General features: G+C 54.2%; 23 protein-coding genes. 7 read left to right on the forward strand and 16 right to left on the reverse strand.

Annotated features, from left to right (window positions below; all coding sequences use genetic code 11):
• Window positions 1-281 precede the first annotated feature (281 nt).
• From AC07U6_RS13410 to acuI, 16 genes are all read right to left on the reverse strand, one after another.
• A complete protein-coding gene (locus tag AC07U6_RS13410; RefSeq protein ID WP_494761334.1) occupies window positions 282-1,043 on the reverse strand; it encodes an amino acid ABC transporter ATP-binding protein in 762 nt (253 codons plus the stop codon).
• A gap of 10 nt (window positions 1,044-1,053) precedes the next feature.
• Window positions 1,054-2,154, reverse strand: coding sequence for an amino acid ABC transporter permease (locus AC07U6_RS13415; RefSeq protein ID WP_494761335.1), 1,101 nt, complete (start codon window positions 2,152-2,154; stop codon window positions 1,054-1,056).
• A 14-nt stretch (window positions 2,155-2,168) separates the two neighbouring features.
• Window positions 2,169-3,347 carry an amino acid ABC transporter permease gene (locus AC07U6_RS13420; RefSeq protein WP_494761336.1) on the reverse strand — a complete coding sequence of 393 codons (1,179 nt, stop codon included), beginning with the start codon at window positions 3,345-3,347 and terminating at the stop codon, window positions 2,169-2,171.
• Window positions 3,348-3,414: 67 nt separating this feature from the next.
• The gene (locus AC07U6_RS13425) at window positions 3,415-4,440 is read right to left on the reverse strand and encodes an amino acid ABC transporter substrate-binding protein (RefSeq protein WP_494761337.1); all 1,026 of its coding nucleotides are present in this window, start codon (window positions 4,438-4,440) and stop codon (window positions 3,415-3,417) included.
• A gap of 335 nt (window positions 4,441-4,775) precedes the next feature.
• Window positions 4,776-5,696 carry a kdo(2)-lipid IV(A) palmitoleoyltransferase gene (gene lpxP / locus AC07U6_RS13430; RefSeq protein WP_494761338.1) on the reverse strand — a complete coding sequence of 307 codons (921 nt, stop codon included), beginning with the start codon at window positions 5,694-5,696 and terminating at the stop codon, window positions 4,776-4,778.
• Between the two features lie 431 nt (window positions 5,697-6,127).
• Window positions 6,128-6,424, reverse strand: a complete 297-nt coding sequence (fis, locus tag AC07U6_RS13435; protein ID WP_000462905.1) for a DNA-binding transcriptional regulator Fis — start codon at window positions 6,422-6,424, stop codon at window positions 6,128-6,130.
• Window positions 6,425-6,449: 25 nt separating this feature from the next.
• Entirely contained in the window at window positions 6,450-7,415 is a 966-nt protein-coding gene (gene dusB / locus AC07U6_RS13440; protein ID WP_494764416.1) for a tRNA dihydrouridine synthase DusB, read from the reverse strand.
• A 305-nt stretch (window positions 7,416-7,720) separates the two neighbouring features.
• A complete protein-coding gene (gene prmA, locus AC07U6_RS13445) occupies window positions 7,721-8,602 on the reverse strand; it encodes a 50S ribosomal protein L11 methyltransferase (RefSeq protein WP_200561796.1) in 882 nt (293 codons plus the stop codon).
• Window positions 8,603-8,612: 10 nt separating this feature from the next.
• On the reverse strand, window positions 8,613-10,067 hold the full coding sequence (gene panF / locus AC07U6_RS13450; protein ID WP_494761339.1) for a sodium/pantothenate symporter: 1,455 nt from the start codon (window positions 10,065-10,067) through the stop codon (window positions 8,613-8,615).
• On the reverse strand, window positions 10,057-10,299 hold the full coding sequence (locus tag AC07U6_RS13455) for a YhdT family protein (RefSeq protein ID WP_105592878.1): 243 nt from the start codon (window positions 10,297-10,299) through the stop codon (window positions 10,057-10,059). Before AC07U6_RS13455 ends, panF begins: the two co-directional genes overlap by 11 nt.
• A 140-nt stretch (window positions 10,300-10,439) precedes the next feature.
• On the reverse strand, window positions 10,440-11,789 hold the full coding sequence (gene accC / locus AC07U6_RS13460; RefSeq protein ID WP_105592879.1) for an acetyl-CoA carboxylase biotin carboxylase subunit: 1,350 nt from the start codon (window positions 11,787-11,789) through the stop codon (window positions 10,440-10,442).
• A gap of 11 nt (window positions 11,790-11,800) precedes the next feature.
• Window positions 11,801-12,277 (reverse strand): acetyl-CoA carboxylase biotin carboxyl carrier protein, encoded by a 477-nt coding sequence (gene accB / locus AC07U6_RS13465; protein ID WP_494761340.1) that lies wholly within the window; start codon window positions 12,275-12,277, stop codon window positions 11,801-11,803.
• A gap of 21 nt (window positions 12,278-12,298) precedes the next feature.
• A complete protein-coding gene (gene aroQ / locus AC07U6_RS13470; protein WP_494761341.1) occupies window positions 12,299-12,751 on the reverse strand; it encodes a type II 3-dehydroquinate dehydratase in 453 nt (150 codons plus the stop codon).
• A gap of 247 nt (window positions 12,752-12,998) precedes the next feature.
• On the reverse strand, window positions 12,999-13,601 hold the full coding sequence (gene msrQ / locus AC07U6_RS13475) for a protein-methionine-sulfoxide reductase heme-binding subunit MsrQ (RefSeq protein ID WP_494764417.1): 603 nt from the start codon (window positions 13,599-13,601) through the stop codon (window positions 12,999-13,001).
• A gap of 3 nt (window positions 13,602-13,604) precedes the next feature.
• Complete coding sequence (msrP, locus tag AC07U6_RS13480) at window positions 13,605-14,609, reverse strand: protein-methionine-sulfoxide reductase catalytic subunit MsrP (protein ID WP_494761342.1); 1,005 nt, start codon at window positions 14,607-14,609, stop codon at window positions 13,605-13,607.
• Between the two features lie 126 nt (window positions 14,610-14,735).
• Entirely contained in the window at window positions 14,736-15,713 is a 978-nt protein-coding gene (gene acuI / locus AC07U6_RS13485) for an acrylyl-CoA reductase (NADPH) (protein WP_494761343.1), read from the reverse strand.
• Window positions 15,714-15,938: 225 nt separating this feature from the next.
• Here acuI and csrD point away from each other — a divergent pair, with 225 nt between their 5' ends.
• The 7 genes from csrD (at window position 15,939) to yhdP (ending at window position 26,751) form a co-directional block, all read left to right on the forward strand.
• The gene (gene csrD / locus AC07U6_RS13490) at window positions 15,939-17,888 is read left to right on the forward strand and encodes an RNase E specificity factor CsrD (protein WP_494761344.1); all 1,950 of its coding nucleotides are present in this window, start codon (window positions 15,939-15,941) and stop codon (window positions 17,886-17,888) included.
• A 314-nt stretch (window positions 17,889-18,202) separates the two neighbouring features.
• On the forward strand, window positions 18,203-19,246 hold the full coding sequence (mreB, locus tag AC07U6_RS13495) for a rod shape-determining protein MreB (RefSeq protein WP_105592886.1): 1,044 nt from the start codon (window positions 18,203-18,205) through the stop codon (window positions 19,244-19,246).
• Window positions 19,247-19,316: 70 nt separating this feature from the next.
• Window positions 19,317-20,369, forward strand: a complete 1,053-nt coding sequence (mreC, locus tag AC07U6_RS13500; RefSeq protein WP_494761345.1) for a rod shape-determining protein MreC — start codon at window positions 19,317-19,319, stop codon at window positions 20,367-20,369.
• Window positions 20,366-20,854, forward strand: coding sequence for a rod shape-determining protein MreD (gene mreD, locus AC07U6_RS13505; protein ID WP_105592888.1), 489 nt, complete (start codon window positions 20,366-20,368; stop codon window positions 20,852-20,854). The genes mreC and mreD overlap by 4 nt, the downstream gene beginning before the upstream one ends.
• A gap of 9 nt (window positions 20,855-20,863) precedes the next feature.
• The gene (locus AC07U6_RS13510; protein ID WP_494761346.1) at window positions 20,864-21,457 is read left to right on the forward strand and encodes a Maf family protein; all 594 of its coding nucleotides are present in this window, start codon (window positions 20,864-20,866) and stop codon (window positions 21,455-21,457) included.
• A complete protein-coding gene (gene rng / locus AC07U6_RS13515; RefSeq protein WP_494761347.1) occupies window positions 21,447-22,916 on the forward strand; it encodes a ribonuclease G in 1,470 nt (489 codons plus the stop codon). Before AC07U6_RS13510 ends, rng begins: the two co-directional genes overlap by 11 nt.
• Before the next feature lie 40 nt (window positions 22,917-22,956).
• Window positions 22,957-26,751, forward strand: a complete 3,795-nt coding sequence (gene yhdP / locus AC07U6_RS13520) for an AsmA2 domain-containing protein YhdP (RefSeq protein WP_494761348.1) — start codon at window positions 22,957-22,959, stop codon at window positions 26,749-26,751.
• Window positions 26,752-26,770 lie beyond the last annotated feature (19 nt).

Genomic DNA, 26,770 nt, shown 5'->3' on the forward strand with positions numbered 1-26,770 from the left:
TCTGACTCTGCTGACTCTGCTGACTCTGCTGACTCTGCTGACTCTGCTGACTCTGCTGACTCTGCTGACTCTGCTGACTCTGCTGACTTTGCTGACTTTGCTGACTTTGCTGAAGCAGCTTCTCTTACTGCATACCCAATATAATAAAAGGGCCACCCGGTTGGATGGCCCTTTTATTATGGCGATAATTCTGTTTCTTAAAGGGCGATTGATACCATCCCTTAAGTCATGTTATATGGGCCAATTTAGAACGGCCCTTTAAATAGACTACAATAATAAAATCAGTGGATTACCTGTGAGAGGAACGCACGGGTTCGCTCCGATTTAGGATGAGAGAAAAACTCCTGTGGTGGGGCCTGTTCGACAACCTCTCCACGATCCATAAAAATCACCCGATCCGCAACGGTACGCGCAAAGCCCATCTCATGGGTCACACAAAGCATCGTCATCCCGTCTTCTGCCAGACCAATCATCGTGTCCAGCACTTCTTTCACCATTTCTGGGTCCAGCGCGGAGGTAGGTTCATCAAACAGCATGATCTTCGGCTTCATGCACAGCGAGCGTGCAATCGCCACGCGCTGCTGCTGGCCACCCGACAGCTGGCCGGGAAATTTACGTGCATGTTCAGCAATGCGAACACGTTCCAGATAGTACATGGCCAGCTCTTCCGCCTCTTTCTTCGCCGTTTTACGAACCCAGATAGGCGCAAGCGTGCAGTTCTGCAGCACGCTGAGATGCGGAAATAAATTAAAATGCTGGAAAACCATGCCTACTTCGGTGCGAACACGCTCAATATTGCGCAGATCGTCGTTAAGCAGAGTTCCGTCAACCACAATACGTCCCTGCTGATGTTCCTCCAGATGGTTGATACAGCGTATCGTGGTGGATTTACCGGACCCCGAAGGCCCGCACAGTACGATTCGCTCACGTGGTTTGACGGCCAGGTTAATATTCTTCAACACGTGGAACTGACCGTACCATTTATTAACGTTTTCGAGCGTAATCATCATCGCATCGTCAGAAGGGGTAATAATTTGAGTCATTTAATTAACCTCAGTGCGGCGTACGCCCGGTGTGAAAGCGCTTTTCCAGATGCTGGCTGTAGCGCGACATGCTAAAACAGAAAATCCAGTAGACCAGTGCAGCAAAAACGTATCCCTCGGTTGACATACCCAGCCACGTAGGATCGACGGTGGCCTGCTGCACGCTGCTAAACAGATCGAATAACCCGATGATGATCACCAGGCTGGTATCTTTGAACAGGGCAATAATAGTGTTCACCAGGCTCGGGATCACCAGTTTCAACGCCTGAGGCAGGATAACTAACCTCTGCGTTTTCCAGTAGCCCAGCCCCAGTGACTCTGCGGCTTCGTACTGCCCCTTTGGTAGCGCCTGAAGGCCGCCGCGCACAACTTCAGCAACATAGGCCGACTGAAACAGGATAACCCCAACCAGTGCGCGGATAAGTTTATCAATGGTGCTGCCTTCCGCCATAAAGAGCGGCAGCATCACCGAGGACATAAACAGCACGGTAATGAGCGGAACGCCCCGCCAGAACTCGATAAACAGAATGCACAGCGTGCGTACAACCGGCATAGTTGAGCGACGACCCAATGCCAGCAGAACCCCCAACGGCAGCGCTCCGGCGATCCCGACCGATGCAATAATCAGCGTCAGCGTCAATCCTCCCCACTGGCGAGTTTCAACCCGTTCCAGACCGAAATAGCCGCCGTACATTAGTAGCCAGACGACTATCGGGTAAGCGATTACCCAGGCGGCAATATAACGTCCTCTGCGCGGAATACGGCTGATGAACATCGGAACGATCGATACCAGCCCGATAATCAGGGCCAGGTTGATCCGCCAGCGTAGCTCATGTGGATACAGACCATACATAAACTGGCCGAAACGTGCGTGAATAAAAATCCAACATGCCCCCTCTTTAGTACAGTCCGCACGGGTGCTACCAAACCAGTTAGCCTGAAAGACCAGCCAGTTCATGGTGGGGGGAATAACCGACCACATCACCCACAGACAAAGCAGAGTCAGCAGCGTATTGCTCCAGCTGGAAAACAGATTCTTCCTTGTCCAGGTCACCACACGCGCAAGCACGTTGGGAGCCGCGGGCGAAGTTTCATGAGTGACAACAGTCATAATTATCCGTTCTCTTAGCGCTCAATGAGGGCCATCTTGCGGTTATAAATATTCATGAGCAGCGATATCGACAGGCTGATAACGAGGTAAACCCCCATCGTAATAGCGATCGTTTCGATAGCCTGACCCGTCTGATTCAGCACCGTTCCGGCAAACAGCGACACCATATCCGGATAGCCAATTGCCGCGGCCAGCGAAGAGTTCTTCACGATATTGAGGTACTGACTGGTCAACGGTGGAATGATGACCCGCATAGCCTGCGGAATAATGACCTGACGCAGCGTAACTGGATTTGGTAAACCCAGCGAACGTGCAGCTTCGTGCTGGCCGTAGGGCACAGACTGAATACCCGAACGAATGACTTCTGCGATAAATGAAGACGTATAAATTGACAGTGCCAGCGTTAACGCCGCCAGTTCCGGTATCAGCACAAAACCACCGCGGAAGTTGAAACCGCGTAGCTCAGGGACATCCCAGTGCATTGGGCGGCCTGCAAACAGCGATGTTGCCAGTGGAAACAGGATCAGCAGAGCGGCAGCAGCAGGCCAGGTGGGGCGGAGCTGGCCTGTCTTCAGTTGATGCATTTTGTTGTAACGGAAGAGTGCTACGGTGATCACTACAGCCAGCAAAATCGCGATCAGGAACGGCCCGGTTCCTGGCGCATACTCAGGCCAGGGAATATACAGGCCACGGTTGCTGACAAACGCGATGTCGAAAGCGCTCAGTGCCTGGCGAGGGCCGGGTAAATTGCGCAATACGGCAAAGTACCAGAAGAAAATCTGTAACAGCGGCGGGATATTGCGGAATGTCTCAATATATATATTAGAGATCTTACGCAGCAGCCAGTTATCAGACAAACGCGCCAGGCCAATAAAGAAGCCGAGAAACGAGGCAAAGACAATACAGAGTGCGGAAACCAGCAGCGTATTGGTCAAGCCAACCAGGAACACGCGCCCGTAGGTATCGCCTTCACTGTAATCAATCAGGTGCTGGACAATACCGAAGCCAGCGCTGCGCTCCAGAAAGCCGAAACCGGAGGTAATGCCACGGTTTGCCAGGTTGATAATGGTGTTATGGATCAGATAACCCGCAACGAAAATTACCGCGGCGATCGCAGCGATCTGATAAAGCCATGCGCGAACCGCAGGATTACTGAATGAAAAATCCCTTTTTACGGTTGGGCGTTGAGACATGTTGAAACCTCAGTAACGAAAATTCTGATGCGGGCACCGCTGGAGCGGTGCCCGGTATTCGGAGGAATTAACGTACTGGCGGTGCGTACTGAATGCCGCCATCGTTCCACAGCGCATTCTGACCACGGGCAATCTTCAGCTGGCTGTCTTTACCGACATTGCGGTCAAAGACTTCCTGATAGTTACCGACCTGCTTAACAATGTTGTAAGCCCATTTATTATCGAGCTTCAGATCTTTACCAAAATCACCTTCTGCACCCAGCAGGTGAGCCATATCAGGCGTCGTTGGTTTTGCGGCCATCTGATCGACGTTTTTAGAGGTGATACCCATCTCTTCGGCATTCAGCATGGCGAACAGCGACCACTTCACAATCGTGAACCAGTCATCATCGCCGCGACGCACCACCGGCCCCAGAGGCTCTTTCGAGATCACTTCAGGAAGAACAATAAACTCATCAGGTTTGCCCAGCTTGATACGCAAGGCATACAGCTGAGACTGGTCAGATGCCAGCGTATCGCAGCGGCCGGTATCCAGCGCTTTAGCGGATTCGTCTGAGCGGTCAAAGGTGACCGGCGTGTACTGCATTTTGTTCGCTTTAAAGTAATCTGCCACGTTCAGCTCGGTATCGGTACCGGCCTGAATACAAACCGTTGCGCCATCCAGCTCTTTTGCACTTTTCAGGCCGGCTTTCTGGTGGGTCAGGAAGCCGATACCGTCGTAATAGTTCACGCCGGCGAAGATAAAGCCCATGCTGCCGTCGCGCGCGGAGGTCCAGGTGGTATTACGAGACAGAATATCAACCTCACCCGATTGCAGCGCGGTAAAACGCTCTTTAGCCGTAAGCGGGGTATATTTCACCTTCTCCGCATCACCAAACACCGCTGCGGCGGCAGCACGACAAACATCCACATCAATACCGGTGAACTTGCCGCTGGCATCCGCGTAGGAGAAGCCAGGCAAACCATCACTGATACCACATTGAATGAAGCCTTTCTTTTTAATGGCGTCCAGAGTGGTGCCCGCGTGGGCCTGATTGGCAACGGCAAACAGTGTTGCAGCGGCAATCAACGTGGAGAGCATCATTTTTTTCATAAAGCATCCTGTGTGGCGGGATCATATTGTTATGTTTTAACGCACGCTTTGGTGCGCTTGCCTGTCCGGCTATTCACTGCTTTGCAAACACGGTGCCAGGTTCGCATTACGCTGAATTCTTTGGAAAGCTTTACTAATAATCGGAAGGGGATTGAAAGTTTTATTAATATCGCGCACCGGAGCGGGGCGAAAATAGATGGTTTGGTCACAGTTGGTGCAAACAGTTTCACTATATGGAAACGCTGTGAGGAAGGTAACAATTTTGTAAGGATTTTGTAGGGGAATAGATAAAAGCCAGCGAGGATACGCTGGCTTTCAGACTTCAGTGGGGACTATCAGTAGAGGGAAGTCGCCCCAGTCGGGCGGGTTTTAAAGCGGCGATGTAGCCACATATACTGATTTGGCGCGCGCATAATTTCACGCTCAATTACCCGGTTCATATAGGCGGCGGCCTGTTGTTCATCATCGATCGGATAATCTTTTAGTTCTGGTTGGATAACCAACTCATAGCCGCTGCCATCCTCTTTGCGGATCAGCACGACGGTCACCATCGCCGGTTTTGCCATACGGGCCAGCATCCATGTACCGCTGGTGGTGGCGGCTTGGGGGACGGCGAACAGCGGGGCAAACACGCTGCCTTTCGGGCCATAATCCTGGTCCGGGGCAAACCACACGGCTTCACCCTGTTTAAGCGCCTGGACCATTCCGCGTAAATCACGGCGGTTGATCATCGCCTTGTTAGAACGCATACGCCCTTTGGTCTGCACCCATTCCATCAGCTTGTTATTGTGCGGACGGTACATCGCCATCATTGGCTGGCAGAGGCCCATCGCGCGGCCACCTAGCTCGAGCGACATAAAGTGCACGCCAATCACTAAGGCACCGCGGTCATCGCGCTGCGCTGCCTGAAGATTATGCAGGCCGTTAACCTTGAACCAGCGCTTAACACGACGATCTGACCAGAACCATGCCATTCCTGTTTCTATCAGCCCCATCCCAAGGGATTCAAAGTTTCCAACAATACGGTGCTCTAACTGTTCCCGGTCCATATCCGGGAAACACAGCTCCAGGTTACGGCGGGCGATGGAAACGCGGCGCTTCATGAAGCGCATTGACGTGCGCCCCATCCAGATGCCGAGTCGGTGTAATAACGGGTAGGGCAGCTGTACCAGCAAAAACAGTACGCTGACGCCAAACCAGGTAAGCCAGTAACGCGGGTGCAGATAGCCCCTCTGGAACTTAGGTGAATGCTTCATAATTACTCGTATAGCGTTAAGGGATGGTGAATCTGTATTGCATCAAAGAAACGGATAGCTGCGGTACAGTAACTCAGACACCCAATCAGGACGATGGTTTAATCGGTTTCCGCTACCGGCAAAACTTTACATTCGTGGGGGTTACGCACTGCGGTCAGAAAGGTGAGGGCGGCGGGCCTGCGAAGGCATTTCCATTGGCGCTGAGTGTACACAGGTTACAGGTCATCCTGGAAGGGGGTAAGCCGAATAATCTGAGAAGAATTGTAAGCGTGAAAATTGCCAGAACTGAATCTCTGAATTATCGGCAAAAAAACACGGTCAGATTTTTTTCCTTAAGCAGATCGGTATCGTTTATGCAGTTTATCAAACCATTAAAAAAGGCGCTTCCCATGCCGAGGAGCGCCTTTTATCAAACATGTAACTGATTAGTATCAGTTCATGCCGTATTTTTTTAGTTTCTTACGCAGTGTTCCGCGGTTGATACCCATCATCAGGGCTGCACGGGTCTGGTTGCCACGGGTGTATTGCATCACCATGTCCAACAGAGGCTGTTCTACTTCAGCCAGTACCAGCTCATACAGATCATTCACATCCTGACCATTCAGTTGAGCAAAATAGTTCTTCAGTGCCTGTTTGACCGAATCACGCAGTGGCTTTTGGGTCACCTGATCCTGTGAGTTCACGGTAGATACGGTCAGTACGTCAGAATTTACGCGTTGTTCGAACATAGTTCTGTCAGCTCTTTATTTCTAATTACGCAAGATTTTCGAAGTATGCCTCCAACGCCTCCAGCTGTTCGCTGGCATCCTCAATGGCGTTGAATGTGCGCCGAAACTGGTCGTTTGGGGCATGCTCCTGGAGATACCAGGAGACGTGCTTCCGGGCAATACGGTATCCTTTGCGGTGACCATAATAGTCGTGCAGTTCCCGTAAATGCTCGATAAGCAAGCGCTTTACTTCAGCTAGTGGCATCGGTGCCAGCAGCTCCCCAGTGTCCAGATAATGCTGGATTTCCCGGAAGATCCACGGTCTTCCCTGAGCCGCGCGTCCTATCATCAGGGCATCAGCCCCCGTATAGTCAAGCACAGCTCTGGCTTTATGCGGGTCAGTAATGTCTCCATTCGCGATAATCGGAATGGATACGTTCTGCTTAACTGTCCGAATGCTGTTGTACTCAGCTTCGCCGTTGAACAAACAAGCGCGTGTGCGTCCATGAATTGTCAGGGCCTGAATACCGCAGCGTTCAGCCAATTGGGCAATCTCTACGCAGTTGCGGTTGTCGCTGTCCCAGCCGGTGCGAATCTTTAATGTTACCGGTACGTCAACTGCATTGACCACCGCTGAGAGGATAGACTTCACCAGCTCAGGGTGCTGCAGCAGTGCTGAACCTGCCATTTTCCGATTCACTTTTTTGGCCGGACATCCCATGTTGATGTCAATGACCTGCGCACCTGATGCAGCATTGATACGCGCGGCTTGTGCCATCTCTTCCGGGTCACAACCTGCAATTTGCACGGTACGAATACCTGGCTCATCACTGTGTACCATACGCAACCGTGATTTATCGCTGGCCCAAACTTCAGGGTTAGACGACAACATCTCGGATACGGTCATTCCAGCGCCCATTGAATAGCAAAGGGCCCTGAACGGCCTGTCGGTGATCCCGGCCATCGGGGCTGCAATCAATCGATTACGAAGCTGGTGATTTCCTATGCGCATGAAAAAAAAGTGACCATAGTGTGTCCGCAAGGCGGCGTATATTACGCATTTTTTCAGGAAGATGAAAGGCCAAACTTTGAACAATCTAACGCTATCGATCAATGTCGCGCGTAGCTCAGCCCGTGTCGTATATTTTAATTCATATAAAACAACAAATTAAAAAAATATGCTGAAATGATGTACAAAGATTTTTCTTTTTTTGTGACCAATATAACAACATTTTTTACGTCAAATTGGGTGTTATTTGGCACATGTGACGTAAAGAACGCGCTGGCACAGTTCTAATGACCTGTGCCAGCGAAATTTTAGTGGCGGATACCGGTAATACGGCACCACTCCTCTTTCTCAGCGACCGGGTCGAGAGTAAAGGTGTCTGCGTAGGCTTCACAGACGCTTTCGGCCTGGCTCGCCAGTACGCCGGAAAGTCCCAAATGACCACCGCTTTTTGGCAACACGCTAATCAGCGGCGCCAGCTCGCGCAGCGGGCCTGCAAGAATATTGGCGACCACCACATCGGCACTCAGGTTGTCCGGCTGCTGGTGGGGCAGGTACAGCGACAGGCGTTCAGAAACACCGTTACGTTCAGCGTTGTCACGGCTTGCCTGAATGGCCTGAGGATCGATATCAATGCCAATCGCCTGTGCGGCCCCCAGTTTCAGCGCCGCAATGGCCAGAATGCCGGAGCCGCAGCCAAAATCAATTACTGTTTTACCCACCAGATCCAGGCCATCCAGCCACGCGAGACAGAGCGCGGTGGTTGGATGGGTCCCGGTACCAAAGGCGAGCCCCGGATCGAGCATGACGTTAACCGCCTCAGGGTCCGGCACATCACGCCAGCTTGGGCAAATCCACAGACGCTGACCAAAGCGCATCGGGTGGAAGTTGTCCATCCACTCGCGCTCCCAGTCTTTATCTTCAATCTGCTCGATCTTATGGTGAAAGCCCGATCCCAGCAGTGGGTGCTGTTCCAGCCCGGCAATCACGTCCGGCATCTCGGTTTCTGCATCAAACAGACCGATGACGTCGGTATCACCCCACAGGCGGGTTTCGCCCGGCAGCGGTTCGAAAACCGGATTATCGTGCGTATCCTGGAAGGTCACCGATACTGCGCCGTTTTCAATCAGTGCGTCACCGAGTTCTTCAGCCTGAGCGCCGGTGGTATTAATTTTCATCTGTATCCAGGGCATAGCAATTCTCTTATTCAAACAGGGTGGAGGCCTTCTGCGGTTCAGCAGCAGAATGGCCAAAACGGTTACCGGCAATAAACGCCAGCAGGCTGAGCAGCAGCGCAGGCACAATAGGATGGAAGCCCATCGGCTCAATGTGCAGGCTGGCCAGCAGTGTGTAGCAGGCGGCACCGGTAATCATGCTGCTCAGTGCGCCAGCGGCATTGGCCTTTTCCCAGTACAGCCCCAGCACCAGCGGCCAGAGGAATACGGCTTCAAGCCCACCGAACGCCAGCAGATTCAGCCAGATAATCATATCGGGTGGATTCCACGCCGCCAGAAGCAGCAGCAGACCCAGCACCAGCGTCACCAGGCTGGAGAAGCGTTTAAGCAGACGCTCGTTCGCCATATGCTCAGGTCGTACGCGCAGGTAGAGATCTTTCACGATCGTTGCCGATGATTGTAGCAGCTGGGCATTGATCGTTGACATTATCGCCGCCATTGGCGCAGCGAGAAAGATCCCGGCGGCCAGCGGCGGCAGTACCTGGATCATCAGTGTCGGGATCACCTGGTCGGGGATCGCCAGATCCGGTAGCACGGCGCGGCCCAGAGCACCGGCCAGATGCATCCCCGACATCAGAACGGCGACCACGATGGTGCCGAGGACGATGGCCATATGCACCGCTTTGCTGTCTTTATAAGAGATGCAGCGCACGGCAGTATGCGGCAGACCGATCACGCCAAAACAGACCAGCACCGAGAAAGAGGCGAGGAACGTCGGTGTCAGAATGTTATCCACCCCGGAAGGGGTTATCAGCCGGGGATCGATCGCTTCCAGTCGGGCAACGGCGCTGTGCATGCCGCCTGCCGCATGGATAACGGCGTACAGCAGTAGAAACGTTCCCAGCAGCATCACCAGACCCTGCATGGCATCGTTCAGCACACTGGCACGGAATCCACCAAAGGCGGTATACAGCGCAATGCTGCCGCCAAAAATCAGCAGTCCGGTATCGTAAGGAATGCCGGCGGCCGTTTCCAGCAGGCGCGCACCGCCGATAAACTGCACCGTCATCGCGCCGATAAAAGCCACCAGCAGACTCAGACTTGCCAGCCACACCAGCAGCGGGCTGCGGTAGCGGGCATACAGCATATCGTTGAGCGTGACGGCGTTATAGCGACGGGCAAGAATCGCGAACTTTTTCCCCAGTATGCCCAGCGCCAGCCAGACAGCGGGAACCTGTACCATCGACAACAGCACCCAGCCGAGGCCGTATTTATAGGCGGCACCTGGGCCACCGATAAAGGAACTGGCGCTGATATAAGTGGTGGTCAGGGTCATCGCCAGCACAAAGCCGCCCATGGAACGGCTGCCGAGGAAATACTCGGTGAGGAAGCTCCCTTCGCGGCGCTTGCGCACGGCAAACACCGACAGACCGGCGACCAGTAGTAAATAGCCAATCAGCGGTAAAATAATCTCAAGCTTCACTGTCATCCTCCAGGGGAATATCGCGGAAAACCACGCGAACCATCAGCCAGCAGAGAAAAATAAACAGGCCGGGCACCAGCAGGCAGGAGAGTTCAAACCAGTGCGGTAGCCCGGTGATGCCGGGCCGTTCGTCCCACAGCCAGGCAGTCAGCACCCAGCAGGCCAGATAGGCCACAGCAAGCCAGAACGACCAGCGGGCCTCTTTATTTGCCTGTAGAAAACGCGTATCCATCCGTATCTCCTCAGAGTGACGGCAAAGGTTGTTTCATGCTGGGATAGCAGAGTTAAGGCTCATGACCCGGCAATACCTTTAGAAGTGACTTACGGGGAAGGAGAATGGGCCTGACGATGCAGGCCCACGAGCAGGCAGGATTACTTCTCTTGCAGGCCGAGTTTCTTCTCCAGATAGTGGATGTTGGTTCCACCGTGCTGGAAGTTCTCGTCTGACATGATTTTCATCTGCAGTTCGATATTGGTTTTGATCCCGTCAATAATCAGCTCCGCCAGCGCATTTTTCATGCGGGAGATCGCCACATCGCGGGTTTCACCGTAGGTGATCAGTTTGCCAATCATTGAATCATAGTACGGCGGCACGCTGTAACCGGCGTAGATATGTGATTCCCAGCGCACGCCAAAACCACCAGGCGCATGGAAGCGGGTGATCTTGCCAGGGCTCGGCAGGAAGGTGTTCGGGTCTTCGGCGTTAATACGGCATTCCACCGCATGGCCGCGAACGGTCACTTCTTCCTGTTTGATTGATAGCGGTTGACCGGCAGCGATACGCAGCTGCTCTTTGATCAGATCCACGCCGGTGATCATTTCAGTAACCGGGTGCTCAACCTGAATACGGGTGTTCATTTCAATGAAGTAGAATTCACCGTTTTCAAACAGGAACTCGAAAGTACCCGCACCGCGATAGCCGATATCCACACAGGCTTTAGCGCAACGCTCACCGATATAGCGACGCAGTTCTTCAGTAATGCCCGGTGCTGGCGCTTCTTCCACCACTTTCTGGTGACGGCGCTGCATGGAACAGTCGCGCTCGGCCAGATAGATAGCGTTGCCCTGACCATCGGCCATAACCTGGATTTCGATGTGGCGTGGATTTTCCAGGTACTTCTCCATGTACACCATGTCGTTGTTGAAAGCCGCTTTGGCTTCCGCTTTCGTCATAGTGATGGATTGCTCCAGATCTTTGTCGCTGCGCACAACGCGCATACCGCGACCGCCGCCGCCGCCAGAGGCTTTGATAATCACCGGATAACCGATGCGTTTTGCAAAGGCACGGTTTTTATCCATGTCCTCGGTCAGTGGACCGTCAGAACCTGGAACGGTAGGTACACCGGCTTTTTTCATCGCGGTGATAGCGGAAACTTTATCGCCCATCAGGCGGATGGTATCCGCTTTTGGTCCGATAAAGATAAAGCCAGAACGCTCAACCTGCTCGGCAAAGTCCGCGTTCTCGGACAGGAATCCGTAACCCGGATGGATAGCCACCGCGCCGGTGATTTCTGCCGCCGAGATCAGCGCCGGAATATTCAGATAGCTTTTTACCGACTGAGCCGGACCGATGCAGACGGTTTCGTCTGCCAGCAGCACGTGCTTCAGGTCGCGATCCGCAGTGGAGTGTACGGCAACGGTTTTGATGCCCAGCTCTTTACAGGCACGCAGAATACGCAGCGCAATCTCACCACGGTTAGCAATTACAATTTTATCAAGCATGGTCCGCCTCGTTATTCGATGACTACCAGCGGCTCGTCAAATTCAACTGGCTGACCGCTTTCGACCAGGATCGCTTTCACTACGCCGGATTTATCGGCTTCGATCTGGTTCATCATTTTCATCGCTTCAACGATGCACAGGGTGTCGCCGGCGTTAACTTTCTGGCCAATTTCAATGAAGGCCTTCGCATCCGGGCTAGGAGTGCGATAGAAGGTACCTACCATTGGAGAGCGCACGATGTGGCCACTGATTTCAGCTGCAGCTGGTGCTTCCATAACCGGTGCGCTGGCAGGAGCAACGGCGGCGGCCAGAGCGGGCTGCGGCTGCTGCATCATTGGCGCAGCGTAAGCCTGCTGCATCATTGGATAGCCAACGTTAGCCGGGGAACGGCTGATACGAACTGACTCTTCGCCTTCAGAGATTTCCAGTTCAGCGATACCTGATTCTTCAACCAGTTCGATCAGTTTCTTAATCTTACGAATATCCATAAGTGTGGTTCCGTACTCTGTTTAATTAGATGGTGACAGGCGTTTTACCGCTGTCTGTAAAGCCCAGGAATAACCGTCGACGCCAAGTCCACAGATCACGCCGGCAGAAATATCAGAAAGATATGAATGATGGCGAAAAGGCTCACGGGCATGCACATTTGACAGATGAACTTCGATAAACGGGATGCTGACTGCCAGCAGCGCATCACGCAGTGCTACGCTGGTATGGGTGAATGCCGCCGGATTGATGACAATATAATCGACATTGCCTTTCGCTTCATGTATGCGATCAATTAACGCATGTTCCGCATTGGACTGAAGATGGCTCAGGGTAACGTTCAGCGCTGCGGCCTGTGCCGTCAGATCGCTGACAATCTCGCCCAGTGTTGTGTAGCCATACTTTTCCGGCTCACGCGTACCCAGCAGATTCAGGTTGGGACCGTTCAAAAGGAGTACATGAAACTTATCCGTCATCTTGCTGCTATCTCCTGCGATAATTGAGGCATCGCACAAAATACATCGTCAAAGCCGGTTTGTCACCTCATTCAGATGAAATTTGATGTCGGCTGGCAAACGAAGTCGGGCATTATAACGATATCAACGCAATTAGCAGCTAAATACTGGTCTTATCAGCGAAGATAATCCACAGCGCCCGTGAAAAAGACGCCGAAGATTTATCCCGTTGTGACAGAGAACACGCTATCTGCAGGGGCAGAACCGGTTACCACGGCCACCACTTGCGAAATGTTTTATAACGGAATGCCAGCAGGATCGCGGCAAGTAGCGCATAAATCCACGGCTGTGGCGAAAGTACCTTAACCGACCAAAGATAGTGAATGGGTGCCAGGATTGCCACCAGATAGACGGTGTAATGCAGCGTTTGCCAGTGTTTCCCTAATCGACGCTGGGCTTTCTGGAAGGAGGTGGCGGCCAGCAGCAGCAGGATAGTCCAGCTGATCAAGCCGAAGGTCAGATACGGTCGGTAAATCAACTCTGAACCCAGCAGGCCAATATTGTCGAACCCCAGTTCGAGCAGCGAATAGCTGACCAGGTGCAGGGTAGCCCAGGCAAAACACCAGAGGCCCAACAGACGGCGTACACGGATCAGCAGGGGTTGCTTGCCGTAGCGAGCGAGAGGCGTAACGACCAGGCTGGCCAGCAGAAACTTCAGCGCCATTCTGCCGGTAAAATGCTGGATATCTTTCGCCGGATCGGCGCTGAACCAGCCCTGATCGATTGAGAGCAACAGCCAAAGCAGCGGCAGAAATCCGGCCAGATGCAGCAGAACCTTCAGGGTGGTTATTTGTTTGGCGTTCAGGCGCATCACTTAAAAGTTTTCCCGTAAATCAAGACCGTGGTAGAGCGAAGCCACCTGTTCGGCATAGCCGTTATACAACAGTGTCGGCTGGCGCTTAACATCCAGAATGCCGCCGGAGCCTATCACGCGTTCACTGGCCTGCGACCAGCGGGGATGATCGACATGCGGATTCACGTTGGCAAAGAAACCATATTCGTTGGGTGCCAGCTGGTTCCAGGTCGTAGGCGGCATATCTTTAACCAGGCTGATTTTGACGATGGACTTGATCCCTTTAAAGCCGTATTTCCACGGTACGGTCAGGCGAATCGGCGCACCGTTTTGCGGCGGTAGCCCCTTGCCATAAACGCCGGTGGTCAGCAGGGTCAGCGGATGCATGGCTTCATCCAGCCGTAATCCTTCCACATAGGGATAATCCAGCCCGCCGCCGATAAAGCGATCCTGCTGACCGGGCATTTCGTCCGGAGCATAAACGGTCTGGAAGGCGACATAGCGCGCATTGCTGGTGGGTTCGGCGGCTTTTAGCAATTTACCCAGTTCGAAGCCAATCCACGGCACCACCATTGACCAGGCTTCAACGCAGCGCATGCGGTAGATTCGCTGCTCCAGTGGAAAGCGCTTAAAGATATCATCCATATCTAAAGTCAGTGGTTTCGCCACTTCACCGTCGATGGTGATCTTCCAGTCGGTGATTTTTAGCGTACCCGCATTGGCGGCGGGGTCTGCTTTATCCAATCCGAACTCGTAGAAGTTGTTGTATCCCGTGACTTTATCTTCCGGCGTTAGCGGCAAATCAGCCTGATACTGCGCGGGCTTGCTGAATTCCAGCACTTTACCCGGCATCGCTTTCGGGCGATCGTTGCCTTTAAACCAGGAAAGCACATCGGCCCGTGCGGCGTCGGGCAGGGTAAAAGCCGCGGCACTCATTCCCAGCATTTTTAACAACGTACGGCGGCGGGTATTAAATACGCTTTCCGGTGTGATGTCGTTTTCAGACAGCTTTTTCACGGATTTCATGGGATTTCTCGACAAAGACTGTGGTTGTTAGAGCATGGCCTGGAGAAGAAGTTTTAGCGAAGGTTTGCAGAAAAATGAAGTATGAATAGATAAATCAGCCCCGGCGAATACACCGGGGCGAAAGGATCAGCGAATGCGTACCAGCGTGCGGCCGGTTATCTGATTATTTAACAGTTTTTCAGCCGATTCTGCGGCCTGCGCCAGCGAAATCTCGGTAGTGGCCTGTTGATAGAACGAGGCAGGCAATACCTTGACCAGACGCTTCCAGGCGGTAATGCGTCGTGCGGTTGGAGCCATCACGGAATCTACTCCCTGCAGGCGTACATTGCGTAAAATAAACGGCATCACGCTGGTGGGCAGATCGAAGCCACCGGCCAGACCACAGGCGGCGACGACACCGCCCCACGAGGTTTGCGCCAGTACGCTGGCCAGTACCTGTCCCCCGGCGGCATCAATCGCGCCGGCCCAGCGCTGTTTTTCCAGCGGGCGGGAAGCTGCGCTGAACTCGCTGCGCGGCAAAATGTTATCCGCACCCAGCTGGCGCAGATAGTCGTGGGTTGACTCGCGCCCGCTGACGGCAGTGACCCGATAGCCCAGCGCATGCAGTAGTGCAATTGCCGTGCTGCCCACGCCACCGCTGGCAGCAGTCACCAGCACCTCACCACTTTCCGGGGTTACACCACCTTCTTCCAGCGCCATGACACAAAGCATCGCGGTCAGCCCGGCGGTGCCGATAATCATTGCCTGACGAGCCTCCAGGCCTTCAGGTAGAGCAACCAGCCAGTCTGCTTTTACCCGCGCCTGTTCGGCCAGCCCGCCCCAGTGATTTTCACCAACGCCCCAGCCGGTAAGCACCACCGACTGGCCGGTGTGAAAGCGTGGATCGCTGCTGGTGTGTACTTTTCCGGCAAAATCAATACCGGGTACCATTGGGAACTGGCGGATAATCTTTCCCTTACCCGTAATGGCCAGCGCGTCTTTATAGTTAATCCCTGACCAGTCAACATCAACCATGACCTCGCCCGGAGGAAGACTGCTGCTGTCGATCTGTTGAAGAGTGGCCAGCGTCTTGCCGTCTGCCTGTTCGAGAACCAGTGCCTGCATGTGAGTCTCCTGAGATTGCGTGTTCAATGAAAAAAGTACCTGGGACGACTATACTCGCAGAAACCTCTGATTATCTGACACCAGACAAGCAAACGGCATCCGGGTTATGGTATTTTTCCATCCCGTGTTACTCAGGCAAGGGGCCTGCTTTCCACCTGCCATTAATCTACGAGCGTGCATTACCGTTAATGGCGTATCTGTCACCGCAGTTGAATGGGCACAAGGATGCGATTAACCACCAAACTTTCTGCGATTATCACACTGCTCTGCACATTAGGAATGCTGCTAATGCTGGTGGGCTGCGTGCTGAGCTTCTTCTATATTAGCAACCAGAGAGCAGAATTTCGGGTTGAACGTATGGCTGACGATGTCGATCTTGCCTTACTAACCCAGTCTCCGCAGCAGATATCTCCCTGGCTCCACCAGGTCATGAACCCCTTACAGATTGAACGGATTGAGCTGAACGACGGCAGCAGTACCCTGCTGCAGGTTACCCGGCATCAGCAGTCGCTGCTGGATGATGAGCCGAACCGCTTTCGTCAGATCGATATTCATCTCCGCCAGCATCCTCATTTAACACTGCGCGTTATGTGGATCGATTCGACTAAAACCTGGTTCAGCTCGATGATCGGAGCCTCAACGTTATTGGCTATCTTTGCGGTAGTGGCGATCATGACATTTCTAATGGTGCAGGCCCACCGCTGGCTTTACCGGCAGTTGAAAGGCCTGGAAAAGCTGGAGGTGCGTGCGGAAGCAATCATCAAAGGTGAACGCCTCAGCGTCAGGCCGGGATCGATACATGAATGGCCGGCAAAAGCGAGTAGCGCAATAGACCTGCTGCTGGCGGATCTGAAGGAGGCAGGGGAGCAACATTACCGCGTCGATACGCTGATCCGCACCTTCGCCGCTCAGGACCCGCGTACCGGATTAAATAATCGCCTGTTCTTTGATAATCAATTGACCACGTTACTGGAGGACCCAGAGGCAGTTGGTACCCACGGCATGGTAATGATGATCCGTCTGCCGGATTTTGACACGCTGCGGGAGCGCTGGGGTCATACTGAGGTACAGGACTATTTGTTTGCGCTGGTTAACCTCCTTTCGACCTTTGTTTTACGTTATCCCGGTGCGCTGCTGGCGCGTTACTTCCGCAGCGACTTTGCCGTGCTGTTGCCGCATCGCAGCGTCAAAGATGCCGACGGGATTGCGTCACAGCTGATTAAGGCGGTCGATACACTGCCGCCAACGCGCATGCTGGACCGGGAAGATATGATTCATATCGGTATCAGCGGCTGGCGCAGCGGCCAGACTACGCAGCAGGTAATGGAAAATGCCGAACTGGCCACTCGTCAGGCAACGTTGCAGGGGGGAAACGGCTGGTCGGTCGGTGAAGGTGCACTTCAGGATCTGGGGCGGGGCAGCGTGAAATGGCGCACGCTACTGGAAAATACCGTTAATCGTGGCGGCCCTCGCCTGTATCAGAAACCGGCGGTGACCAGCGAAGGCAAGGTTCATCACCGTGAGATGATGCCGCGCATATTTGACGGCGAAAAAGAGCTGCTGGCGGCGGAATACCTGCCACTGGCGCAGCAGCTTGGACTGGCGGAGCGCTACGACCGCCAGATGGTGACGCGGATCTTGACGCTGGTCGATCTGTGGCCCGAAGAGACGCTGGCGATTCCCCTGACTCTGGACTCCCTGCTGCAGCGCAGTTTCCTCAACTGGCTGCGCGATAGTTTGCTGCAATGCACTAAATCACAAAGAAAACGTATTTTATTTGAACTTGCAGAAGCGGATGTGTGTCAACATTTCAACCGGTTGGACCCGGTGTTTCGTTTGATCTATGGTTTTGGCTGCCGCGTGGCCATCAACCAGGCAGGGTTAACCGTGGTTAGTACCGCTTATATACGGCAGTTTCAGGTGGAGCTGATTAAGCTGCACCCGGGACTGGTGCGTAATATTGAACGGCGCACGGAAAACCAGCTGTTTGTGCAGAGCCTGATTGAAAGCTGCAAGCACACATCAACCCGGGTTTTTGCTGCCGGAGTGCGTTTTAAAGAGGAGTGGCAAACCCTGGTTGAGCTGGGCGTTACCGGTGGTCAGGGGGACTTTTTTGCGTCCTCTCAGCCGGTCAGCAGCAACGTGAAAAAATATTCGCAAAGATATCGAGTTTAGCCTGCCGTTAGCCGGGTTTTCACGTAGAATAGCCACGCGGTGTGGTTCGAAGCGGCTTCCTTGCCAGCCGAAGCGAAACTAAAATGTTAAATATTATGTATGTTATGTCCGCTTTATCCGTCTAAACCCCAGGGCAGGATGCCGCGTTATCAGCATTTTTTGCAGAGGATGCTGCTGAAGGTTGTGACACCGGCGCGAGATAGCATGATTTTTCACCGAAGTAGACTGTTTTTGCGCCTTGTCGCTGCTTCGTGTGGTTGGTAAAGTAAGCGGATTTTATTTTCCGCTCCCAGCTTGCAGGATTATCCTTTAGTATGTTTAAAAAATTTCGTGGCATGTTTTCCAACGACTTGTCCATCGACCTGGGTACCGCCAATACCCTGATCTACGTGAAAGGACAGGGCATTGTTCTTAATGAGCCTTCCGTCGTTGCTATTCGTCAGGATCGTGCCGGTTCTCCTAAGAGCGTGGCGGCAGTAGGTCATGACGCAAAACAAATGCTGGGGCGTACGCCCGGCAATATCGCGGCTATTCGTCCAATGAAAGATGGCGTTATCGCTGATTTCTTCGTGACTGAAAAGATGCTGCAACACTTTATTAAACAGGTACACAGCAACAGCTTCATGCGCCCAAGTCCGCGCGTGCTGGTGTGTGTGCCGGTTGGTGCAACGCAGGTTGAGCGCCGTGCTATTCGTGAGTCTGCCCAGGGGGCAGGTGCGCGCGAAGTGTTCCTGATTGAGGAACCGATGGCGGCGGCAATCGGTGCTGGCCTGCCGGTATCTGAAGCGACCGGTTCAATGGTTGTGGATATTGGTGGCGGTACAACAGAAGTTGCCGTGATTTCCCTCAACGGCGTGGTTTATTCCTCTTCCGTACGTATTGGTGGTGACCGCTTCGATGAAGCCATCATTAATTATGTGCGTCGTAACTACGGTTCACTGATCGGTGAAGCGACCGCAGAACGCATCAAGCATGGTATCGGCTCGGCATATCCGGGTGATGAAGTGCATGAGATGGAAGTGCGTGGTCGTAACCTGGCCGAAGGGGTTCCACGTGGTTTCACGCTGAACTCTAACGAGATCCTGGAAGCACTTCAGGAGCCTTTGACCGGTATCGTGAGCGCCGTCATGGTTGCCCTGGAACAGTGCCCGCCAGAGCTGGCATCTGACATCTCCGAACGTGGCATGGTACTGACCGGTGGTGGTGCGCTGCTGCGTAACCTGGACCGCCTGCTTATGGAAGAGACCGGTATTCCGGTGGTCGTTGCAGAAGATCCGCTGACCTGCGTAGCACGCGGTGGTGGTAAAGCGTTGGAAATGATTGACATGCACGGCGGCGATTTGTTCAGCGAAGAATAATTTGCCTGAAGGGAGTGACGGGACGCTGCCCGCACTCCTTTTACATGTTGTCGAGGAAAACGCCGATTTTATGAAGCCGATGTTCAGCAGGGGGCCTTCCCTGCAGTTACGCTTATTTTTAGCGGTTATAGTGGCAATAGGCGTGATTGTTGCCGATAGTCGTATGGGGTCTTTCACCCAAATACGTACCTATATGGATACCGCCGTTAGTCCATTCTACTTTTTGGCCAATGGGCCGCGTCAAATTCTGGACGATGTTTCTGAAACATTGGCCTCCCGCCAGCAGCTTGAGCTGGAAAATAAAGCCTTACGCCGTGAACTGATCCTGAAGAACAGTGAATTGCTGATGCTCGGTCAATTCAAGCAGGAAAACGCCCGCCTGCGCGAGCTGCTGGGTTCGCCGCTGCGTCAGGACGAACACAAAATGGTCACTCAGGTTATCTCCACCGGCAGCGATCCCTATACCGATCAGGTAGTGATTGATAAAGGCAGCGTAAACGGTGTTTACGAAGGACAGCCGGTAATTAGTGATAAAGGCGTGGTTGGGCAGGTGGTTGCCGTTGGCAAAATCACCAGCCGCGTGCTGCTGATTTGCGATGCCTCACACGCGCTGCCAATCCAGGTACTGCGCAACGATATCCGCGTGATCGCGGCCGGCAATGGCTGCACGGAAGATTTGCAGCTTGAGCATCTGCCGGGCAATACCGATATTCGGGTTGGCGACGTGCTGGTGACGTCGGGTCTCGGTGGGCGCTTCCCTGAAGGCTATCCCGTCGGCGTCGTGTCGTCGGTGAAAGTGGATACGCAGCGTGCCTACACGGTCATTCAGGCTCGTCCGACCGCCGGCCTTCAGCGTCTGCGCTATCTGCTGCTGCTGTGGGGAGCCGATCGAAATGGCACCATGCCAATGGCGCCTGATGAAGTTCACCGCGTGGCAAACGAGCGTCTGATGCAGATGATGCCTCAGGTGCTGCCGCCGGTGAGCGAAATGGGGCCTCCTGCACCGCCTGCCGCCAGCGAAAGTGGTAGCACCGCGCCCGGCACGGCTGCCGTGACGTCCCCCGCGCCAGCTGAAGCCGCGCCGGCTCGTCGCCAGTCTCCGTTGCGTGGAGGTCAGCCTTGAGTAGCTATCGCAGTCATGGTCGCTGGGTCATCTGGCTCTCATTTCTCGTCGCGTTGGTATTGCAAATCATGCCCTGGCCGGAACAGATTTATATGTTCCGGCCATCCTGGCTGCTGCTGATCTTGATTTACTGGGTGCTGGCGCTGCCGCATCGGGTAAATGTCGGTACAGGATTCGTGATGGGATCTATAATGGACCTCATCTCTGGTTCAACGCTGGGCGTGCGTGCGTTGGCATTGAGCATTATCGCTTATCTGGTGGCGTTTAAATTCCAGCTGTTCCGTAATCTGGCGCTGTGGCAGCAGGCACTGATGGTGATGGTGCTGTCGCTGGCGATGGATGTGATCGTCTTCTGGGCAGAGTTCCTGGTGATCAACGTTTCGTTCAGACCAGAAATTTTCTGGAGCAGCGTCATCGACGGCATCCTCTGGCCCTGGTTGTTCTTACTGATGAGAAAAATTCGCCGCCAGTTCGCCGTACAATAAAGGACAATTATGGTATCCCTGTATCTGGCTTCTGGTTCTCCCCGTCGTCGTGAGCTACTGACTCAGCTTGGTTTGTCATTCGAACGTATTTCTACTCAGGTAGAAGAGCAGCGTCGCGACGGCGAACAGGCAGAACACTACGTCCGCAGGCTGGCGCTGGAAAAAGCGCAGGCCGGCGTGGCCGCTGCCCGCCAGGATCTGCCCGTACTGGGGGCCGATACCATTGTCGTATTACATAATGAAGTGCTGGAAAAACCAGCCGATGCAGATGCCGCAGCCGTGATGCTGGCAAAGCTCTCCGGCCAGACTCACCAGGTGATGACTGCCGTAGCGTTTGCCGACCGCAAGCGGTCGCTTGATTGTCTCGTTGTCACCGATGTGACGTTTCGCTCACTGACACCAGAAGATATCAGGAACTATATCGCCAGCGGTGAACCGATGGACAAAGCCGGCGCGTATGGTATTCAGGGACTGGGTGGAAACTTTGTCAGAAAAATTAACGGAAGCTATTACGCAGTGGTGGGATTGCCGCTGGTTGAAACCGCCGAGCTGTTCAGCAGCTTTCTGGCGCTGCGTGAAGTGAGAGGACAATATGACAGCTGAGTTGCTGGTTAATATTACGCCGTCGGAAACCCGCGTTGCCTATATCGACGGTGGCATTTTGCAGGAAATTCATATCGAGCGCGAAGCGCGCCGAGGCATCGTCGGTAATATTTACAAAGGCCGCGTCAGCCGCGTTCTGCCTGGGATGCAGGCGGCGTTTGTTGATATCGGCCTGGAGAAAGCGGCTTTTCTTCACGCTTCCGACATCATGCCGCACACTGAATGCGTCGCCGGTGATGAACAGAAAAACTTTTCGGTGCGGGATATCTCCGAGCTGGTTCGTCAGGGGCAAGATCTGATGGTGCAGGTGGTGAAAGATCCGCTGGGTACCAAGGGCGCGCGTCTGACCACCGATATTACTCTGCCATCACGCTATCTGGTCTTTATGCCGGGAGCTTCACACGTGGGCGTTTCACAGCGCATTGACAGCGAAGCCGAGCGCGATCGCCTGAAAGCGGTGGTTTCAGGCTACTGCGATGAGCTGGGCGGCTATATTATTCGTACCGCTGCGGAAGGCGTGGGTGAAGAAGAGCTGGCCTCGGATGCTGCGTTCCTGAAGCGCCTGTGGACCAAGGTGATTGAGCGCAAAAAGCGTAATCAAACCCGCTATCGCCTGTACGGCGAAGTCGCTCTTTCACAGCGTATCCTGCGTGACTTTGCCGGTGCGGCGCTGGATCGCATTCGTATCGATTCGCGTCAGACTTTCGAACATCTGGTGGAATTCACCAGCGAATATATCCCGGAAATGACCGCCAAGCTGGAGCTGTATACCGGTAAACAGCCGATTTTCGATCTGTTCGACGTGGAAAACGAAATTCAACGTTCGCTGGATCGCAAAGTAGAGCTGAAATCCGGCGGATACCTGATTATCGATCAGACCGAGGCGATGACCACCATCGACATTAATACCGGTGCGTTCGTTGGCCATCGTAATCTTGAAGAGACCATCTTCAATACGAATATCGAGGCCACACAGGCCATCGCCCGGCAGCTGCGGCTGCGTAATCTCGGCGGCATTATTATTATCGACTTTATCGATATGAGTAATGAAGACCACCGCCGTCGGGTGCTGCACTCGCTGGAGCAGGCGCTGAGCAAAGACCGGGTGAAGACCGGTATTAACGGTTTCTCTCAGCTTGGCCTGGTGGAAATGACACGTAAACGTACCCGCGAAAGCATTGAACACGTGCTGTGCCAGGACTGCCCGGTATGTAAAGGGCGCGGTACGCTTAAAACGGTAGAAACCGTGTGTTACGAAATCATGCGTGAGATCGTTCGCGTACATCATGCTTATGATTCCGACCGATTCCTCGTCTATGTTTCTCCTGCGGTCGGTGAGGCACTGAAGAGCGATGAATCCCATGCGCTGGCAGAAGTAGAAATCTTCGTCGGAAAACAGGTTAAAGTACAGATTGAGCCTCTCTATACGCAGGAACAGTTTGACGTAGTGATGATGTAGAGTAAAAACTGTTACCCCGGAACGAAACAAGGAGAGGCATGTGAGGCAACTGCCGAGGATTTTGCTACTGGCTGGCGCAACGTTAGTTGTGGTTATTGCGCTGCTAGTCAGTGGCTTACGCCTGGTGATGCCGCATATGAATACCTGGCGTGAGCCGATTCTGGAGCGCGTATCGGCCGCGGTGGGCGGTAAGGTGACGGTCAGTTCACTGGCTGGTAACTGGGAATCTTTCGGCCCGCGGCTGGAAATCAAAGATATTCAGGCAGCGCTGTCTGACGGCGGCAGCGTCAGCATTCAGCGCGTTACCCTGGCGCTGGACGTCTGGCAATCGCTGCTGCATTTGCGCTGGCAGTTTCGCGATCTGACCTTCTGGCAGCTTAATCTGATCACCAATACCCCGCTCTCCGGTAGTGGCAGCCAAACCGATCTGCAGGCCGATCGCCTCAATAACCTGTTCCTGCGGCAGTTCGATCACTTCGACCTGCGCGACAGTGAAATCAGCTTCGTTACCCCTTCCGGCCAGCGCGCCAAACTGGCGATGCCTCAGCTCACCTGGCTGAACGAAAGTAACCGTCACCGGGCCGAGGGATTGGTCAGCCTCTCCAGCTTTACCGGCCAGCACGGCGTGGTGCAGGTTCGCCTCGATCTGAGTGACAGCAACGGTTATCTGGATACCGGCCGCGTGTGGATGCAGGCTGATGATGTGGATGTGAAGCCGTGGCTGGGGCAGTGGATGCGCGACAATACCAGCCTCGAAAGCGCAAAATTCAGCCTTGCCGCCTGGATGGAAGTGAAAAACGGTGAGGTCTGGGGTGGCGATGTCTGGCTGAAGCGAGGCGGAGCAAAGTGGGAGGGTTCCGATCGGCCGCATCACCTGCGCGTGGATAACCTGACTGCGCATATCAGCCGCTTTAACCGCGGCTGGCTGCTTAACATCCCGCAAACGCGCTTTATCACCGACGACAATCCGTGGCCAAAGGGCCAGCTTTCCATGCTCTGGCTGCCGCAAAGCGGCGAACTGCCGGGGCCTGATAAGCAGGCGGAAATGCGCGTGCGCGCCACGCATCTGGACTTAGGTTCACTCGACCCGCTGATTCCGCTATTCGCCAAACTGTCGCCGGAGCTGCTGGAAAACTGGCGTGCGCTGCAGCCGCGCGGTGAGATACAGTCGCTGGCCGCCGATGTTCCGCTGAACCAGCCCGAACTGACACGTTTTCAGGCCCGCTGGCAAAATCTCAGCTGGCAGCAGTGGAAGCTGCTGCCGGGCATGGAGCACCTTAACGGTTCGCTTTCCGGCAGCGCGGCGGACGGTCAGCTGGCGTTTTCCGTGCAGCAGGCGACAATACCCTATGGCGATATGTTCCGTGCCCCGTTGGAAATTAACCGGGCTTCCGGTGCGCTGAACTGGCAACATAATGCTGACGGATTGACGCTGTCCGGCGAGCAGCTTGACGTACAGGCCCGTTCACTCTGGTCCCGTGGTGATTTCCATTACCAGCAGCATCAAGGTCAGCCCCCACGTCTGGACATCCTGGCCGGTATCAAACTGACGGACGCCGCCGATGCCTGGCGCTATTTCCCGGAACCGCTGATGGGCACGTCACTGACCAACTACCTTAGCGGCGCGCTGAAAGGCGGACAGGTGGATAACGCCACGCTGATCTTTGCCGGCGACCCGCATCAGTTCCCGTTTAAGCACAACGAAGGCATGTTTGAAGTCGCGGTGCCGCTGCGAAAAGCCACCTACGAGTTTGAGCCCGGCTGGCCGCTGCTGGAAAACCTGGCGATCGATCTCGACTTTGTGAATAACGGCCTGTGGATGAAGGCGGAAGAAACAAAGCTGGGTGAGGTACAGGGGCGTAACATCTCGGCGGTCATCCCTGATTATCTGGAAGAGAAACTGCTGATTGACGGTGAAATTAGCGGCGGCGGTGACCAGGTTCGCGACTATTTCAACGATTCGCCGTTGAAGCCTTCGCTGGGTGCTGCACTGGATGAACTACAGGTTGGCGGAAATGTGAGTGGTAACTTACATATTGATATCCCGCTGGATGGCCAGCAGGTGCGCGCTACCGGCGATGTTAACTTTAAGAACAACTCTCTGTATATCAAACCGCTGGAAACCACCTTCGAACAGCTTTCCGGGCGACTCACCTACGATAACGGCGATTTGAAAAGCGACCTGATGCATGCACGCTGGTTTGGTCAGCCGCTTGCGGTCAGTTTTAACACGCAGGAAGGTGAGAAAGACTATCAGATTGGCGTAGATCTGCGGGCGGACTGGCAGCCAGGTGAGGTCACTGCGATACCGCCAGCGGTAAGGTCGCAGCTGGCGGGAAATCTGCCGTGGAAGGGGAAAGTTCAAATTACTCTACCGCACGGCGGTGGTGCAAATTATCAGGTTGATATCGACAGTGAACTGAAAAATGTAAGCAGTCACTTACCTGCGCCATTAGATCTTAGCAAACCCGCGAATATGCCGGTTAAACTAACGGCTAAAGGCAACCTCAACAGCTTCGATCTCAGTGGTTCGGTCGGCAGCAGTCATCGTTTTAACAGCCGCTGGCTGCTGGGTAAACAGCTGCGCATCGATCGCGGTATTTGGGAGAACGACGCGAAACGCACGCCGCCGCTGCCGGAGACTCAGGGGGTGGTGCTAAATCTGCCGCCGCTTGACGGTAGCGCGTGGATGGGGCTTATGGCCGCTGCTGGTTCTGAAAACGACAAAGCGGGCAGCAGCGCGTTACCGGGCGACATCCGGTTGCATACCCCCGCTCTGACGCTGGCGGGCCAGCGATGGCAGGATCTTAACCTCACGCTAAGTCAGGATGTTTCTGGCGACACGACGGTGGCGGCGAAGGGGAAAGAAGTGGAGGGGACACTACTGATGAAGCGCTCGACTCCCTGGGTAGCTCAGCTCAAATATCTCTATTACAACCCGCAGTGGCAGACCTCGGGCGGCGGTGCTCCGCTTCCTGCTGATGCTTCCAGCATCAACTTCAGCCGCTGGCCAGCACTGAATCTCAACTGCACCGAGTGCTGGCTGCGCGGGCAAAAATTTGGCCGCATGCAGGCCTCCCTGACTCCGACGGGTGACACGCTGAAGCTGGAAAACGGGCTGATTGACAGCGGTAACGCACGCCTGACGGTTAACGGTGAATGGGTAAACCGCCCGGATGGTCAGCGCACCTCATTGAAAGGTGTCCTGAGCGGCAAAAAAATCAACGAGGCGACTAACTGGTTTGGCATCAGCAGTCCGCTGCGCGATGCACCGTTCAACGTTGACTACGATCTGCACTGGCGTTCTGCACCGTGGCAGCCTTCGGAGGAAACGCTGAGCGGCGTGCTGAAATCGCACCTCGGCGCGGGGCAGATCACCGACGTCTCCACCGGGCGTGCCGGTCAGCTGCTGCGCCTGGTCAGCTTCGATGCGCTGATTCGCAAGCTGCGCTTTGATTTCAGCGACACCTTTGGCCAGGGCTTCTGGTTTGATTCGATTAACGGCACCGCGTGGATTGAAAATGGCGTAATGCACACGGATAACCTGCTGGTGGATGGCCTGGAAGCGGACATCGCGATGAAAGGCAAAATGGATCTGGTAAGACGGCAGATTGATATGGAAGCGGTGGTCGCGCCGGAGATTTCAACGACGGTCGGGGTTGGCGTGGCGTTTGTCGTCAACCCGGTGGTCGGTGCTGCCGTATTTGCCGCCAGCAAGGTACTGGGGCCGCTGTGGAATAAAATTTCAGTATTGCGCTATCACATCACCGGGCCAATTGATAAGCCCGAAATCAATGAGGTACTGCGTAAGCCGCGGGAAAACGACGATAAGTGAATTTGACGTGGCTTTGGAA

It is taken from the genome of Erwinia sp. GW821-FHT03D09 (genome assembly GCF_059420805.1).